We start from the raw sequence: 14,912 nt of genomic DNA, 5'->3' as shown, positions 1-14,912 counted from the left end.
ATCGTTAGACCGGACTAGAGATTCTACTCTCGGATTCGTTCGAACAGATTCGGAATCTTAAATCGGCAGCGACCCTTCTCTCCGGCGGGAATCGCGAGTCGTCTAAAATCTCCTCCACTGTTACCTTACTTTCGGACTGTCTTGCCATGCTCTGGATAAGATTGAGACCCATTCCCATACCGAATTCGAGATTATAGAATCTTTCGTCGAATACGTTATTCAATTTGAAGAATGGCTCGAATAGTCGGAACTTAAACTCTTCGGGGATGCCGGTTACTCCTCCTTCAATCACGGATATATCGTTCAAAACTCTAAAAATGATATAATTCCTTCCGGTAATGAAGGAAGAACAGATCACCGATCCTTCCGGAGAGAATTTCAAAGCGTTTACGAATAATTCTCGGATAGCGAAGAGAGAAAAATCCGGCTGCGCAAAGACCAATTCCTTCTCGTCCTTAGTAAAGCCGTGATGTTGGATCGTTTGCTTTTTGAAAGCCGCCACTGGACCCAATTCCTCCACAAGCATCTGCACTAGAGAATCGATTTCTCCGATTGGGGTGGCTTGTTTAGCGATCTTAAGCTCGAATAATTTCTTAAAGCGATCGAGATTTTCGTTTCTTTCCCGAAGATGCTCCTTATTCTCCAAAATCGAGGACATGAGCTGTTTCGGGATTCTTGCGAACTGATCTTCCTTTTTCATAAAGATTTCTGCAAGTTCCAATCTTGAAATCAGGGAGCCGATACCCAACCCCTGAGAAAGAGTCTGGTAAAGGTTATCGATAATATTCCTCCCCAGGTAATTGCCCTCGGCGGATTTTCGAGTCTCCTTCCAAACCAACCATTCCAATTCGGAGATAAAGCTTTCGGAGTCTATATCAGAGATTTTCTGACCGGAATCGGAACGTAGGAATTCCAACACCTTGGGAATCTCTTTTTTAAGTATAAATTGAATCTCCGACTCGGGATAGACGCCCCAGATCCAATCCCTGAGCCGATCGAAATCCTGAGAGGAATCTTCCGACAGAAAGACCAAGAATACACTATTAGCGCATAATTTATGAATGATCGAAAGAAATCTCATGATATCGATCTCTTCGGAACGATATCTAAAAACGATTATCTTCGGAGAATAACTGAAACTCTTCTCCAATGCCTCTTCGACGGAAGAAGCTTTTATGATATCGCAATCTTTGGGGTAAGCCTCCGAATACCGACTCGCATTCTCAATGGAGGACACATCCAAGAGCCTTACTCTTTCTTCCGTAATAGATTCGGTTTCGACCATCGCAATCGGGCCTCTTCCTATTGCAGAACCTGTTTTATGATATCTAGAAATTGAGCGGGCCTGAACGGCTTTATAATCCAGCCGTTCGCTCCGGCTTCGGCTCCTTTTTGCTTCATCCCGTCTTCGGATTCGGTCGTAAGAGTTAAAATCGGTATATTCTGATCTCTTTTTCTAAGTTCCCTGATAAAAGTAATCCCGTCCATCACCGGCATATTGATATCCGTGATAACCAAGTCCACCGTCTCCGTACCGAATTTCTCGATACCGTCCTTTCCATCGGAAGCGAGAATAACGTCGTATCCGCCCATACCTAGAGTTTGTTGGACCAAACTCCTCATTGTCGCCGAATCGTCGACGGCTAAAACCTTTGTTCCCATGCTACGCTCCTTTTTTGAATAATGTGAAGTTGGATGAGTTCAATTCGTAAAAACGACAAAGCCCGAATTCGCGTATAATGAAACTTTGGGAGTATTCCGTAATGGACTCCGCGGATCCTAAAATCAGGAAGCTATCCGCATTCAATGAATTCTTAATTTTATCGAAGAGTCGAATCCTTTCCTGCAATTCGAAATAATAGGATACGTTTCTACAAAGAATCAAATCGAATCCCTTCGGATACGGATCCGAAACGAGATTATGCTGCTTAAATTCGATTATGGACGCGATCTCTTGTTGGACCTTGTACTGACTGGGGGAAATCTCGTCGAAGTATTTCTCCAAATGATAATCCGTCAATCCCCGCCCTATTTCGAAAGCGGAATAAATCCCTTGCTTGGCCTTCTCAATCGTATCCTTGGCGATATCGGTCCCTAATATCCGAATATTCTTAAATACATGGGGCAACTTCTCTCGAATAGCTATCGCTATGGAATAAGGCTCCTGACCGGTCGAGCACGCGGCCGACCAAATCCGAATCACAGGATCGGCCGTACCGGATTCCTTCTTTCTTTCCAGAATCTCGGGTATAATCCTTTCCAAAATCGCACCGAAGATACTTTCGTCGCGGAAGAACTTCGTTTCGTGAGTCGTAACTCTTTCGATCACTTTTTCCCTAAATTCTCGATCGGAACCGTTTCGAAATCTTTCCGACAGTTCCCTGAAATTGCCCAATCGATAATCCGTCATCAGATCGGATAAGCGGCTTTCCAGAAGGTATGTCTTATCTTCGGACAAGGAAAGTCCCGTGATTTCCTTAATCGCTTCCATCAATACAGCCGCGTCATCACTCATTATCTTACTTCCTACTTAACAATAATGTTATTTTTTCCGCTATGCTCTTGATATTCAGGACATCGTTTACGATTCCCTCTTTGACCGGTCGACTAGGCATTCCGAAAACCGTACATGATTCCGCGGTTTGCGCGATCAAGTATGCTCCGTTTTTTCTGAGATCGTTCATGCCTAAATATCCGTCTTCTCCCATACCCGTCATGATGACAGCGACCGTTTCGTCGGCGAAATTCTTTGCAAGCGAACGGAAGAGTATGTTCACGGACGGTTTGCAAAGCTCCTCTTCCGGGCCGGAGAATACTCTTGCATAAGGGCCGTCTTCTCCTCTCAATATCTCCAATTGCTTGCCGCCTTGCGCGATATAAGCGGTCGACTTTTCCAATTTTTCTCCGTCTTCCACTTCCTTGACTTTGATCTTGGATACCGAAGATAGACTCTCCGCAAGATAATTGGTGAACAATGGAGGCATATGCTGGGCGATCACTAATGTCCCGTTTAAATCGGGAGAAATATTGGAGAGCAATTCCCTCAATGCTATCGGTCCCCCTGTGGAAATACCGATCCCGCAAATGGAATATTCTCCTCTTCCTACCTTCGGTTGCGATCTTCTTACTTCTACCTTCTCTTCCTGTACGAATTTCGAGCCGGACGCAAAGTGCAGACTCCGGATCTTAGACGCTAAAGATTCCAATACTTCGGTTATACCCGACTCTCCCAAAGAGTCCACGCCCGGTTTGCTAATGAAATCGATCGCCCCCAGTTCCAACGCCTGAAGCGTAACCTTGGCCCCTTCTACGGTTAAGGAGCTCAGCATAATCACCTTCGTATCGGGAGACCTCTTTCGGATCTCTTTCAAAGTATCTAACCCGTTCATCTCGGGCATTTCCACATCGAGTATTACGAAGTCCGGACGCAACTGTTCAATCTTAGGCAAAGCGAATTTCCCGTCTATGGCCGTTCCTAAGAACCGAAAATCGGAATCCTGTCCGAATGCGTTTCTCAGCAAATTCCGATAAACTAAAGAATCGTCTACGACGAATACGGATGCCTTTCCTTGCATTTTTAACTTTTCGACAGAAAGTTCCATATTCACTTTTCTCAATTCGTTCCCGTATTCGATATTTTAAACTGACTCACCAACATAGTCAAACCTGCGGCGAGATCCTGTAGGGATTGGGACAGCTTGGAGACTCCGCTAGCTTCCTTCGCTCCGTCCAGGGAGGCGGTGGAAATTCCGTTGATATTCTTAGTGACTTCGTTGGAAGTAAGAGAGGTTTGGCTTACGTTAGACGCTATTTCTTTGGTCGTAATGGACTGTTCTTCCACCGCGGAGGCGATACTTCCGCTGATTTGATTCACTTCGGCGATCACACTGGTAATCTTCCCGATGGATTCTATCACTTTTTCCGTACTTTTCTGGATCGCCGAGATCTTGCTCTTAATCTCCTCGGAAGACTCCGCGGATTGACGAGCGAGTTCCTTCACTTCGGAAGCGACCACTGCGAAACCTTTTCCGGCGTCGCCCGCTCCTGCCGCTTCGATTGCGGCGTTCAAGGCGAGAAGCTTAGTTTGGGCGGCTATATTAGAAATGCTTTCGATCACGTTTCCGATCTCCTTCGCATTCTCCCCCAATTCTTTTACTACTTCTCCGGTGTCGATGGCTGTAGTGTTCGCTTCTCTCGCGATTTTTGCAGAATCGGCCGCTTTCTTGGCGACTTCGGCCACGGAGACGGACATCTCTTCGATCGAACTGGATACCACGTTTAGATTCTGGTTCATCTCGGTCGCAGCAGCCGCTATCGCTTGCGACTGTTGGGACATCTGCTCAATACCCGAGGAAAGATTCAAACTCGCCGCGGACAAATCCCTAGAAGATTGGAATAAAGTGTCCCCATTTTCCTTCAATCTAGCGATCAATGCCGCGGTATTAATGAGCATATTCAGGATCGATTTCTCCAATTCGCCGATTTCGTCGTTTCGGTTATGGGCGATATTTACGGAGAGATCTCCCGATGCGATACGATTCGCCACTTTCGAAGCCTCTTTGATCGGGCGAAGAACGTAATTCGTATAATAAATACCTAATATTATTTGCACGGCCGAGAAAAGAGCGGAGGCCGATGCCAGGAAAAGCTTTTCGATTCCGATATAACTCAAATAGGAAATGCCGAGAACAGCGATTGCGTTGAATGCTATATACGAATAGAGCTTGAATCGAACGGATATTTTCCGAATGTTCGTAGGCGTAAGAGTCTTTTTGCCGTTGATAATGTCCGCATAAAGCTTAGATGCGGACTCTACCTGAGCCCGATTAGGAGCCCGTCTTACAGACATAAATCCTACAATACTGCCGTTTTCCACTCTAGGAGCAACGTTCGCATCCACCCAATAATGGTCCCCGTTTTTCGATCGGTTTTTGACGATTCCTCTCCAGGGTCTTCCACTTTGGATGGTATCCCAAAAGTCCTTAAATACGCTGCGAGGAATGTCCGGGTGACGCACCACATTATGCGGCTTTCCTACGAGTTCTTCTTCCGTAAGCCCGGCGATCTCCAAAAACTCCTTATTTGCGTAAGTCACCTTACCTTTCAGGTCCGTCATGGAGACGAGAGTCGACCCTTCTTTCATCACCCTTTCTTGGTCGGTTACGCTCACCGACATTTGCTTTTTTTCGCTTTCTCTAGCTTTACTTTGCGATACGAAGCCTAACATAATTTTCTACCTACTCATCCTCTAATCTAAGCAACTCTTCTTGGTTTAAAATAATCAATGTGCCATTCTCTAAAACGGAAACGCAGCGAATGAAACGACTTTCTTTCTCGCTAAGATGGGAAGGACAAGCCTCCAAAGCGTTATCCGAAACTTCTATTATATCCGAAACGGAATCGGAAAGAATCGCGAAGGTCTCCTTCTTCCCCTTCAATCGAATCAAAGAATATTTCTGATTCGAAATAGTCTGCGGCTTTCCGAAAAGAGAGGACAGGTTCAATATGGTTACCAGATCCCCCCTCAGGTTCACGATTCCTTCGATATAGGAAGGGGCATGAGGAACCTTTAGAATCTTCTTATTATGATCCACTTCCTTGCAGCCTTCCAATTGGATCCCGTAGATCTCGGTCCCTAAATAAAAGGATAGATATTGTCTGGTTTTTACAGTTTCCATGGTTAGAACCTTATTTATTGAGAAACTGCTTCTTTTAGAAGGTTCTTCGTGATTTTACTCAGGATAGTGATCGGGTTGATGACGATTACCGTCTCTTCCAGAACGATTCCGTTACCGACGACTCCGGAAGATTGGTCCTCATTCTCGGTGAACGCGGAGATCTCTTCGATGACATTATAGATCTCGTTTACTAGTATTCCTTTCTTGCCTATCGCGGTTTGGAAAAGTATCATCGTATTTTCTGGCCGGTGATCCTTATCTTTCAGTTTGAAATAGGAATCCAAGCGACAAAGCTCCACGATCTCGCCGCGATACTGCATCACTTCCCTATCCATGATTTTCTCTATGTTTTTAGGATCGATGAGTTCTATCCGCAGGACCTGATTTGAATTCAATCCGAAGAGTTGCGATCGGACGGAGAAGAGGAGATAATGTTCCTTGAGTTTTTCGTCCTTCTTGGTTTCGGATCTGAGTTCTTCGCGGACATTCGGCTGTAACTTCAGGAATTTCGCGATTCCTGCGACGTCTATAATCAAAGCCACATTTCCGTCTCCGAGAATGGCAGCGCCCGTGTATAAATTCAGTTTAGCAAGATCCTTGGATAAGGGTTTAACTACGATTTCTTCGGGATTTTCTATCTCTTCCACAAGTAATCCGAACTTGTGTTTCTCCGTATGCACAACTACGATAAAACGATTCAGGTCCTCGGATTCATTAGAAAGTTCGAATACCTGTCTCAAATCCAATATGGGAAGAAGGTGTCCTCTGAGCTGGTATACATCCTTCTTTTCCACGGAAGAGACGAGTCTCTTATCGAAAAGGATCAACTCCGATATATTTTGCTGAGGAATGGCGAACAGCATCCCGGCGCTTCGAACCATTTGACAATTGATGATCGACAGAGTCTGAGGAAGGGATGCGACGACCGAAGTTCCTTTTCCAAGAGTGGAATTGATAGAGACGGATCCTCCCGCTTTTTGGAAGTTCATCTTGACCACGTCCATTCCGACACCGCGACCGGAAGTGGAAGAAACCGCTTGAGCAGTGCTGAATCCGGGAGAAAAAATGAGTTCGGAAAGTTCTTCGTCGGATTTTCGTTCGGCTTCTTCTTCCGTAAGTAGACCCTTCTCTATCGCCTTTTCCTTGATACGGCGGTAATTCAATCCTCGTCCGTCGTCCTCGACTTTAAGGATCACGTTTCCGCCTCGTAAGGTCGCGGAGAGTATTACCGTTCCTTTTCTAGGTTTACCTGCTGCAATTCTGTCTAAAGGGGACTCCAAACCGTGATCCACCGAATTTCGGATCATATGCGTGATCGGGTCCGAGATGGAATCTATCAAATTCTTATCGAGTTCCACCTCCCCTCCCTCCAGAATCAACTCCACTTCCTTACCGGTGGTCCTTTCCAAATCGTGGATCAAGCGAGGGATCTTCTTGTACAAGGCCTCCAACTTCTGCAGTCTGGTCCGCATCACCGTTTCCTGGGAGGAAGTGATCAATTGACTCAAATTTCTTACGATCGCGAGAAGAGTAGGATCCTCGTAGGATTCTATCCTTTGTAATAATTGATTTCTGACTACGATCGTTTCTCCCGCTAAATTGATCATATGATCCAACAACTGAAGGGGGATCTTTAAATAAGATTCGGAAGGATTGTCCTTATTCTTTCCCGATTCCGTTTTAGTTTCAGAAGATAGAATATTAGAAGAATTGGATTCGATTTTACTCGCCTCACGGAGTTCCACCGAAGCTTTGGGAACGGAGACGGAGGTCACGGAAATCAGCGGAAAAGAGGACGACTCTATAAGTCTCTCCCTATCCATGGAAGAAAGCAGAATTGCAAAATGGATTTCCTCCATCCGTCCGTTTCCGTTCGTTCCGGAAGAAGAATAAGGAATCGATCCTGTCTTTAAGACCTCGATTTGACCGCCTAACCCGCTTTCTAAAACGGATAGCTTTTCCAAGTTCCCCTCTCCGGAGCGGAATCTTATGAGTAAAAGGAACCTTCTTTCGGATTCCGCCCTTTCTATATAGCTCTTAGGGACGCCGACTTTTCCGTTGGTATTCTGAACGGTAGTCGCCTTGGGCTTTAGGTACAATCCGGCAGTCTGAGGCTCCTCGGATGCAACTGCATGTTTTCCGTTTTTTCCAGGCTCGGCGGCATGTTTGGATTTGGTCAGATACTCCTCCAGCTTATCCAATATCTCGCCGATATCTTTGTTCTTTCCTCCGTCGGACTCCTCGGTCATCTCTTTGAGGACATCGATGCATCTAAGGAAAAGATGGATTTCGTCCGAACTCGGAGGAATTTCCGTTTTGCGAAAATGATTCAGATAACTTTCGAAAGCATGGGATAGCTTGGTAACGGAAGGAAGATCGAAAATCGCGGAATTACCCTTGATGGTATGGATCGCGCGGAAAATCGTATTGATTTCATCCGGACGATAACCTTTTTCCAACTCTAGGATCGCTTGCTCGGAAACGTCCAAAAGCTCCTTGGTCTCGACCAAATAATCCTTTAGTAAATTTTCGTAATCTACTTCCATTCAGATCCCTTGTATTTTCTCGAAGGCTAACGCCAGATCTTTGACAAAAATCTTATAAAAACTCTAAGTACAGTATTGACTCAGAAGGCACAATAATACCACAGAAGTCAGTACATATCATAGAAAGATTTTTCCAATTTTTCCATTTATTCCCTTTTATACGACATAACGCAAATATTATGCGTGACGTATCAGGAAGACGCCATGGAAAGCGTACCGAAACCTAGCCCCGCATTTCGGGATTCCGTCGCATTCGTCGTGTCGAGTGGCAAAAAGACTTTTGCCATTACGCAATCCTCTACCTCACCGGTAGTATGATCCGTGACATTATAAATATGAAATATACCTCTATGCTTATTTACCACCAGATCCACTGCAGTGAGCCCGAGACCCAGGCCGTATTGCTCTAATTCGGTGTATTCTTCCACCGGAGGAAGGATACGATAGAAAGGACGAGTAACCAATACTTCTCCTTTCTTGGAATCCGTTAAGGCCTGGTCGTTCTCCACGGCGTTTTTAACCGCAAAGCAAAAGTATCCGTCGGCCAAGCTGAAGAATATATCGATACAAGTCCCCGGCTTGGAATATTTGATCGCATTCAGTAGTAACTCCTGAAAGGACATCTCGATCCATTTCCGATTGATTTGGACGTGTTCATCGACCGTAAAGCGCGAGAATCGGATCTTAAGCCTCTTCTTGTGGAGTTGCGTTTCGATGGATTTGACCTTATTGGAGAAGGCCTGCATCAAGGCGACGGTGGAAGTTCTTTCTTCGGAACTATCCTCTTCCGCGATGGTCAAGATCGAAGATAGCCCATCCAATTGTTTTCGTATGATCTCTTGGTTCGAGTACAGCATTTCCAAGACTTCGTTACTCACAATCTTGCCCTTTCCGGACTCGCCCTGGCTCAATTTTAGTAGATCCAATAGGGAGACGATGGCGCCGATGCCAGAGCCTTGCGACAAGGAAGTGCTTAAGGACCGAATCGTGGAGATCAAATGAGAATCCTCGTCGGATTTACGCACCGATTCCTTATAGGTTAACCATTCCAATTTATTTCGGAGTACTTCTCGGCTGCTCTTCTCGAATTGAATCTGGGCGATTTTATCCGTGTTCAAATCGATCGCGTTTCGAATCGTTTTTTCGAAAGCCGCAAAAGATACCGGCTTGATCAGGTAATCCACTACTCCCAGTTTCATCACATTGATGATTTCTCCGGGAGAATTCTGGGAAGTCTGCACAATGATGGACGCTTCCGAACCTAATTCCTTAGCCTTTTGAATGAATTCGATCCCGTTCTGGTCCCCTAGAACCAAATCAACGACGATAGCCGAATATCGCCGGTTGGAACTCTTCATTCTCAAAACCGCCGAAGGGATATCGTTTACTATCTCGCAATTGACTCCGATTTTTTTGCAATACTTCTCGTAGAGTCTTGCAATCTCTTCGGCATCTTCCAATATTAATACCGTTTTTTCCGCTACACCAACCATCTCTTATCATCCGGCAATTTATTTATACCAAAAGGGATACATATATATAAGGTGTTTTCCCTCTTGAACTAATCCATTCCGACTCCAGATACCGTTTCTTTCCTACAAATATAATAATCCGAATCTGAATGATTTTTATCAATCATGCTTCCCTAATAAATAGGACACAAAAAGGTCACAAATTTGTTTCATAAAGGAAACAAATAATTTTTCGTGCATTCATTTTAAAATAAATTAATATATTTAAAAACGTAGACCGTTCTCGGTCTCAGAAACCGTTCTGAAATTCTCCTTAAATCAAATTTCTTTCCTGCAAACCGCTTAACAGGTTCGACGAGTAATTTCCCATTTTCCTCATATGCAAAAAATTGTTTCCTTAGATTAAAGCCTGTTTCTGCTAGTTTATTCTCGGTAACATTTTCGGGAGAATGGAGTCCCCACTTTTAGTGATTAGATTCAAAACGGCGGGTTATCCATGAAACCGTTCTTGTATTTCCGAAGCTCCCCGCCCCGTTTTCACTCCGGAAAATTTCAAAATAGGGATTGCCAATCCTTACTTTTCCTGTAAGCCGTTATCCTTCCTAAAAGAAAGGAGGTAATATGATGGGACCCAAAACGAAACGTTTCTCCCTAGCGACCGCAATCTTATTTGGAGTGTTATTCATTCTCACGCTCTGCCAAACCGCTTGTTTGAGTTCCTTCGGAGGAAATCCGGCCGGCCAAAGATTGGAAAGAATGAAAAAATCTCGCCAATTCCAGGGAGAGTATTTCGAAAATAATCCCATTGTGCCGATGATCGTTCCCGGAACTTACGGCCAGATGTTAAGAAGACAACTATTCGGTTCGGAGATCAGAGTCCCTTCCAAACCTGTGCCGGTGGTGATTCCGAATCCCGAGGACTTCGTTTCTCCTTCTCCCCAGGGACTGCGAGCGATTTGGCTCGGTCATGCCACAGTTTTAGTCGAAATAGACGGTATCCGCATTCTGACCGATCCCGTTTTTTCGGATAAAGTATCTCCTTTCGAAAGTATCGGTCCAGGTCGATTCTTCCCCGTCCCCATCCCATTGAAGAATCTGCCGCCCATCGACGCAGTAGTGGTATCTCACGACCATTACGATCATCTAGATATGGAAACCGCGAAATTTCTAACGAGCAAAGGTACTAAATATTTCGTACCCCTCGGAATCGGCGCCCACCTAGAAACCTGGGGGATTCCTTCGGAAAAGATAGTGGAACTGGATTGGTGGGACAAAGGGAATATTAAGAATATCGAAATTATCTGCACCCCCGCAGTTCATTATTCGGGAAGGGGTCTCTTTAACCGCAAATCCACTCTTTGGTCTTCTTGGTCCATACTCGGTCCTAAGCATAGATTCTTCCATAGCGGGGACACGGGATATTCTACTCATTTCAAGGAAATCGGAAAAAGACTGGGACCGTTCCAACTCACCTCCGTTAAAATAGGAGCTTACGATTGGACCTGGGAAGGAATTCATATGAATCCAGAACACGCATTACAGGCTCATCTGGATTTGAACGGCAAAAAATTCCTGCCTGTGCATTGGGGCACTTTTAATTTGGCGATCCACTCATGGGAAGAGCCGATCCAAAGAGCAGTCAAGGCCGCCGAAGAGAACGGAATCGATATAGCGACCCCCAAACCGGGAGAATGGGTGGACGCGAATTCCAAGTCTTCCTTCGAGAAGTGGTGGGAGAAAATCAAGGACTAGGATCGTCTTTTTTCCAGTTGATTCCGATTACGGAAATATCGTCCTGTTTGGGAAGACCGTTTAAGAAGGAATCCTGTTTTTTAAGTATATGATCGATTCCTTCTCTTACGGATCCGTCGAACATTTGGATCATTTCCTCCACCCTAGCCTCTCCGAATTCCTCTTTGTTGGAATTCCATTGCTCCACCAGACCATCGGTAAATAGAAGCAATTGGCCGCCGGGAGGAAACTCTATCTCTCGGGAGGTATACTGGGTCTTCGGAACCACGCCTATGATTCTTCCCGTTTTTTCCAGTTTTCGGATACCGTCGTCATCCCTCACATATTGAGGGATATGACCTGCAGATGCATAACGTATGGATTTCGTATTCGTATCTATATCGACAACGATACAAGTGAAAAACTGATTCAAATTACGGAAAGTATGTATGAATTCGTTGTTTAGATGGTATATGATCTCAGTCACGCTATAAATCCCGCGCTTTAAGGATTCATAAATCGCCTTGATCGCCATAGTCATTAGCGCCGCCTGGACACCGTGTCCGGTTGCGTCCGCCAAGAATACCCGAACCAATCCGGGACGCAGTTCCATAATATCGAAAAAGTCTCCGCCTACTTCCGTCAAGGGCAGATAACGAACCGTAATTTCGAGTTCTCCCAGAATTTTGTCGTTTTGGGATAGGATACTGGATTGGATCTTGCGGGCAGTGGAGAGGTCCGCTTGGATCAGATTCAAGTTTTGCTCCAGCTGATTGGTCAGGTCCTCCTTCTCCTTGATATTGTTCCGAATCTTTTCCAATACCAGATTATATCTTTCCGCGATCTGCCCCACTTCGGTGAAAGGTTCTATGGAAAGATTACGACTCAGATCTCCTGTTCTTTTCTGGTATTCCATTTCCAGAAATAAATCGTTCAATTCCGTGGAGGCCCTATGTTCCGTATAATTCAAGCCCTGGTGTTCGTTATGCTCCGAAACTCTCAGACGATAAAATCGATTCACCAAAAATAGGCTGATATAGCTAAGTCCGAAAGCAAGAACGGAACAGGCGAGAATTCCCAGGGCCTGTATCCCGATTTGTTCCATTCTGTCCAGACCGGTTCCGAGAATATTCAAGTCTCCGAATATCCCTACCGCTATAGTCCCCCAAACCCCAGCGGCGAGGTGCACGGGGATCGCCCCGACCGCGTCGTCCATCCTGATTCTATCCAGGAACTCCCTAGTTTCGAACATTAAAATTCCTGCAACTACCCCGATTAATGCGGACTGCAAGGAGGTGACTGCCTGACAGGACGCCGTAATCGCGACTAATCCCGCCAAGGCCCCGTTTAAGGGCAAAGTAGCCTCCGCATATTTTAAGCGTACCCAACCGTAAGCTAAGGCGGTTCCCATTCCGCTGGAAGCCGCTAACATCGTGTTTACCAAAATGCCCGGAACGAGACCGTTCAATTCTAAGGTACTCCCTCCGTTAAATCCTATCCAACCGAACCATAATATCAGGGTCCCGAGCATCGCTAACGGAAGATTATGACCCGTGATGGTTCGAATCGTACCGTCCTTAGCGTATCTCCCGGCTCGAGGACCGATCAGAGTCATGGCGGCAAGACCGACCCAACCGCCGACGCTATGAACTACAGTGGATCCCGCAAAATCCACGAATCCGATTCTTCCCAACCAACCGGAAAGGACTTCCCAATCGCTTAAGTTCTTTCCCCAAGCCCAATGCCCGAATACCGGATAGATAAAAGCGGAAATCACGGTCGTCACTATGATATAAGCCCCGAATTTCATTCTTTCCGCGACTGCTCCCGAGACTATGGTAGCGGCGGTCCCGCAGAACATGAGCTGGAAAAGAAAGAATACAGGGACCTCGGGACGATCCGAGTAGAATGTGGGAAAAAAGGAATCGGTTCCTACGATTCCGAAAAAGCTTTTCCCGTACATAAGCCCGAAACCAACGGAGTAGAAGATCAAAGTCGCGATTCCGAAATCCGTAATATTCTTAATCGCTACGTTGATCGAATTCTTAGTTCGGGTTAAGCCGGATTCGAGACAGAGAAATCCCGCCTGCATGAAGAAGACGAGGCCGGAGGAGATAATGACCCAAAGTATGTCGAAACTGGTTTTCGGCATTCCATACTTTTATCCGTTTCGTAAATTCGTTTGGCAAGAATCATTTCATTTCGGAGATCCAAATCTCATATTCTACATTAATAAACGAACAGAGGCTTCTTGCCCGGGGTTCCCTATCCCCTAAGCACCGATTTAGTCCGCCGGGACGTTTTAAAGGGATAAGGAACTCTTGGCAGGATCAAAACTGAACTCGATTCTGGTTCCGCCGTCCAGAACCACCCTTAGATCCCCTCTTAATTGCTGGGCCAAAATACGTATCAAAGTAAAACCTATCGTGGAAGGCTCTCTCCAGACCGTATCGCTCTCCAATCCGGGGCCGTTGTCCGACACCAAGAGATGGTAGCAATTTCCGTGTGCGCTCAAACTTACGAGCAATCGGGAGGGAGTCTCCCTGCTTCTTCCGTGTAAGAGCGAGTTCAATAGCGCCTCGTTGAATATGAGAGCCAGAGGAATTGCAGTCTCGATGGGAAAGTCCAAATTCTCGATCTGCTGATCTACGAAAACCGATTCGGAAGAGGTAGCTCTGATCAAATTGGAGAGTATCTCCTGGAAGACGATTTTACAATTTACCCGATTGTAATTTTTGGACTTGTATACGTAATCGTGGATTTTGGAGATCGCGAACAATCGATTCTGAAACTCCGAGAAATGCTTTCCAGTATCCGGAGAGAGTACGCTTTTTTGTAGGTCGATCAGCCCGGATAGGACCTGTAGATTGTTTCTGACTCTATGATGGATCTCCTTTATGAGTACGTCTTTTTCTTCGGAATAGTTCTGGATCACCCGAACGGTCATAATCGACACCATCGCAAAAACGGAATACATGATTATTACATCCAGAGAGGACACGAGATTCTGAAATTCGAAACTTTTTCCGGAAAAGGCACGGAAAGCCAAAAGTCCAAAGCAGTAAATCGAAACCAATATCGTATTACGAATATTGGATAGATATAGGAATACCAATATCAGAGCGGAAATCGAAAAGAAAAAGTTCCCTTCCTTGGCGCCAAAAAACCATCCTGCCGTCACTGAGGCGAATCCGGAAAGTAGGTTCAGACGCACTGCGAATTCGAACTTTTTACTCCAAATCAGCCAAGCCGAAACGAAAGAGGATACGGTGATAATCACATATCCGGGACGAATCCCCTTTTCCAAATATAGTATACTTGCGAAAATTCCGACACCCAAGGTAAATATATTGAAAATGAATATATGAACCGCTTTGATTCGGGTCAAATAGTCCCGATCTTCGTAAATTCTTTCTATTTTTTGTAACATGTGCGCACAATTTCGGATCCTTGCACTTCCGAAACGAAGAGCAGTAAATCGAATC

The 14,912-nt window shown here is 45.4% G+C and carries 11 protein-coding genes; 1 reads left to right on the top strand and 10 read right to left on the bottom strand.

What is annotated here, in order from left to right; translation table 11 throughout:
• Positions 1-4 precede the first annotated feature (4 nt).
• The 8 genes from LEP1GSC061_RS11335 to LEP1GSC061_RS11300 all read right to left on the bottom strand — a co-directional run bounded on the left by LEP1GSC061_RS11335 (position 5) and on the right by LEP1GSC061_RS11300 (position 9,717).
• Complete coding sequence (locus LEP1GSC061_RS11335) at positions 5-1,285, bottom strand: sensor histidine kinase (RefSeq protein ID WP_016545550.1); 1,281 nt, start codon at positions 1,283-1,285, stop codon at positions 5-7.
• Between the two features lie 17 nt (positions 1,286-1,302).
• Complete coding sequence (locus tag LEP1GSC061_RS11330; RefSeq protein WP_016545456.1) at positions 1,303-1,662, bottom strand: response regulator; 360 nt, start codon at positions 1,660-1,662, stop codon at positions 1,303-1,305.
• Between the two features lies 1 nt (position 1,663).
• A complete protein-coding gene (locus tag LEP1GSC061_RS11325; protein ID WP_016545602.1) occupies positions 1,664-2,515 on the bottom strand; it encodes a CheR family methyltransferase in 852 nt (283 codons plus the stop codon).
• A gap of 4 nt (positions 2,516-2,519) precedes the next feature.
• Positions 2,520-3,602 carry a chemotaxis-specific protein-glutamate methyltransferase CheB gene (gene cheB / locus LEP1GSC061_RS11320; RefSeq protein WP_040508629.1) on the bottom strand — a complete coding sequence of 361 codons (1,083 nt, stop codon included), beginning with the start codon at positions 3,600-3,602 and terminating at the stop codon, positions 2,520-2,522.
• An 11-nt stretch (positions 3,603-3,613) separates the two neighbouring features.
• Positions 3,614-5,227, bottom strand: coding sequence for a methyl-accepting chemotaxis protein (locus tag LEP1GSC061_RS11315; RefSeq protein ID WP_016545442.1), 1,614 nt, complete (start codon positions 5,225-5,227; stop codon positions 3,614-3,616).
• Positions 5,228-5,237: 10 nt separating this feature from the next.
• Positions 5,238-5,678 carry a chemotaxis protein CheW gene (locus tag LEP1GSC061_RS11310; protein WP_016545691.1) on the bottom strand — a complete coding sequence of 147 codons (441 nt, stop codon included), beginning with the start codon at positions 5,676-5,678 and terminating at the stop codon, positions 5,238-5,240.
• Between the two features lie 14 nt (positions 5,679-5,692).
• Entirely contained in the window at positions 5,693-8,224 is a 2,532-nt protein-coding gene (locus LEP1GSC061_RS11305) for a chemotaxis protein CheW (protein WP_016545633.1), read from the bottom strand.
• A gap of 191 nt (positions 8,225-8,415) precedes the next feature.
• Positions 8,416-9,717 (bottom strand): ATP-binding response regulator, encoded by a 1,302-nt coding sequence (locus LEP1GSC061_RS11300; protein WP_016545551.1) that lies wholly within the window; start codon positions 9,715-9,717, stop codon positions 8,416-8,418.
• Positions 9,718-10,317: 600 nt separating this feature from the next.
• On the opposite strand from LEP1GSC061_RS11300, the gene LEP1GSC061_RS11295 reads away from it, so the two are divergent.
• Positions 10,318-11,448 carry an MBL fold metallo-hydrolase gene (locus LEP1GSC061_RS11295; protein WP_040508567.1) on the top strand — a complete coding sequence of 377 codons (1,131 nt, stop codon included), beginning with the start codon at positions 10,318-10,320 and terminating at the stop codon, positions 11,446-11,448.
• Here the strand turns inward: LEP1GSC061_RS11295 and amt are convergent.
• Positions 11,438-13,579, bottom strand: coding sequence for an ammonium transporter (amt, locus tag LEP1GSC061_RS11290; RefSeq protein ID WP_016545471.1), 2,142 nt, complete (start codon positions 13,577-13,579; stop codon positions 11,438-11,440). The genes LEP1GSC061_RS11295 and amt overlap by 11 nt on opposite strands.
• 150 nt (positions 13,580-13,729) lie before the next feature.
• Positions 13,730-14,857, bottom strand: a complete 1,128-nt coding sequence (locus LEP1GSC061_RS11285) for a sensor histidine kinase (RefSeq protein ID WP_016545469.1) — start codon at positions 14,855-14,857, stop codon at positions 13,730-13,732.
• Positions 14,858-14,912: the final 55 nt, after the last annotated feature.

Source organism: Leptospira wolffii serovar Khorat str. Khorat-H2 (assembly GCF_000306115.2).
GTDB classification, from domain to species: domain Bacteria; phylum Spirochaetota; class Leptospiria; order Leptospirales; family Leptospiraceae; genus Leptospira_B; species Leptospira_B wolffii.
The sequence above is the reverse complement of the archived record's forward strand: the minus strand, read 5'-3'. Positions and strand labels throughout refer to the sequence as shown.

Excerpts from the sequence above, each read along its gene's own strand:
- LEP1GSC061_RS11305 (WP_016545633.1), bottom strand. The coding sequence starts at position 8,224 with ATGGAAGTAGATTACGAAAATTTACTAAAGGATTATTTGGTCGAGACC.
- LEP1GSC061_RS11310 (WP_016545691.1), bottom strand. The coding sequence starts at position 5,678 with ATGGAAACTGTAAAAACCAGACAATATCTATCCTTTTATTTAGGGACC.
- LEP1GSC061_RS11325 (WP_016545602.1), bottom strand. The coding sequence starts at position 2,515 with ATGAGTGATGACGCGGCTGTATTGATGGAAGCGATTAAGGAAATCACG.
- LEP1GSC061_RS11335 (WP_016545550.1), bottom strand. The coding sequence starts at position 1,285 with ATGGTCGAAACCGAATCTATTACGGAAGAAAGAGTAAGGCTCTTGGAT.
- LEP1GSC061_RS11330 (WP_016545456.1), bottom strand. The coding sequence starts at position 1,662 with ATGGGAACAAAGGTTTTAGCCGTCGACGATTCGGCGACAATGAGGAGT.
- LEP1GSC061_RS11285 (WP_016545469.1), bottom strand. The coding sequence starts at position 14,857 with ATGTTACAAAAAATAGAAAGAATTTACGAAGATCGGGACTATTTGACC.
- LEP1GSC061_RS11300 (WP_016545551.1), bottom strand. The coding sequence starts at position 9,717 with ATGGTTGGTGTAGCGGAAAAAACGGTATTAATATTGGAAGATGCCGAA.
- amt (WP_016545471.1), bottom strand. The coding sequence starts at position 13,579 with ATGCCGAAAACCAGTTTCGACATACTTTGGGTCATTATCTCCTCCGGC.
- LEP1GSC061_RS11295 (WP_040508567.1), top strand. The coding sequence starts at position 10,318 with ATGATGGGACCCAAAACGAAACGTTTCTCCCTAGCGACCGCAATCTTA.
- cheB (WP_040508629.1), bottom strand. The coding sequence starts at position 3,602 with ATGGAACTTTCTGTCGAAAAGTTAAAAATGCAAGGAAAGGCATCCGTA.
- LEP1GSC061_RS11315 (WP_016545442.1), bottom strand. The coding sequence starts at position 5,227 with ATGTTAGGCTTCGTATCGCAAAGTAAAGCTAGAGAAAGCGAAAAAAAG.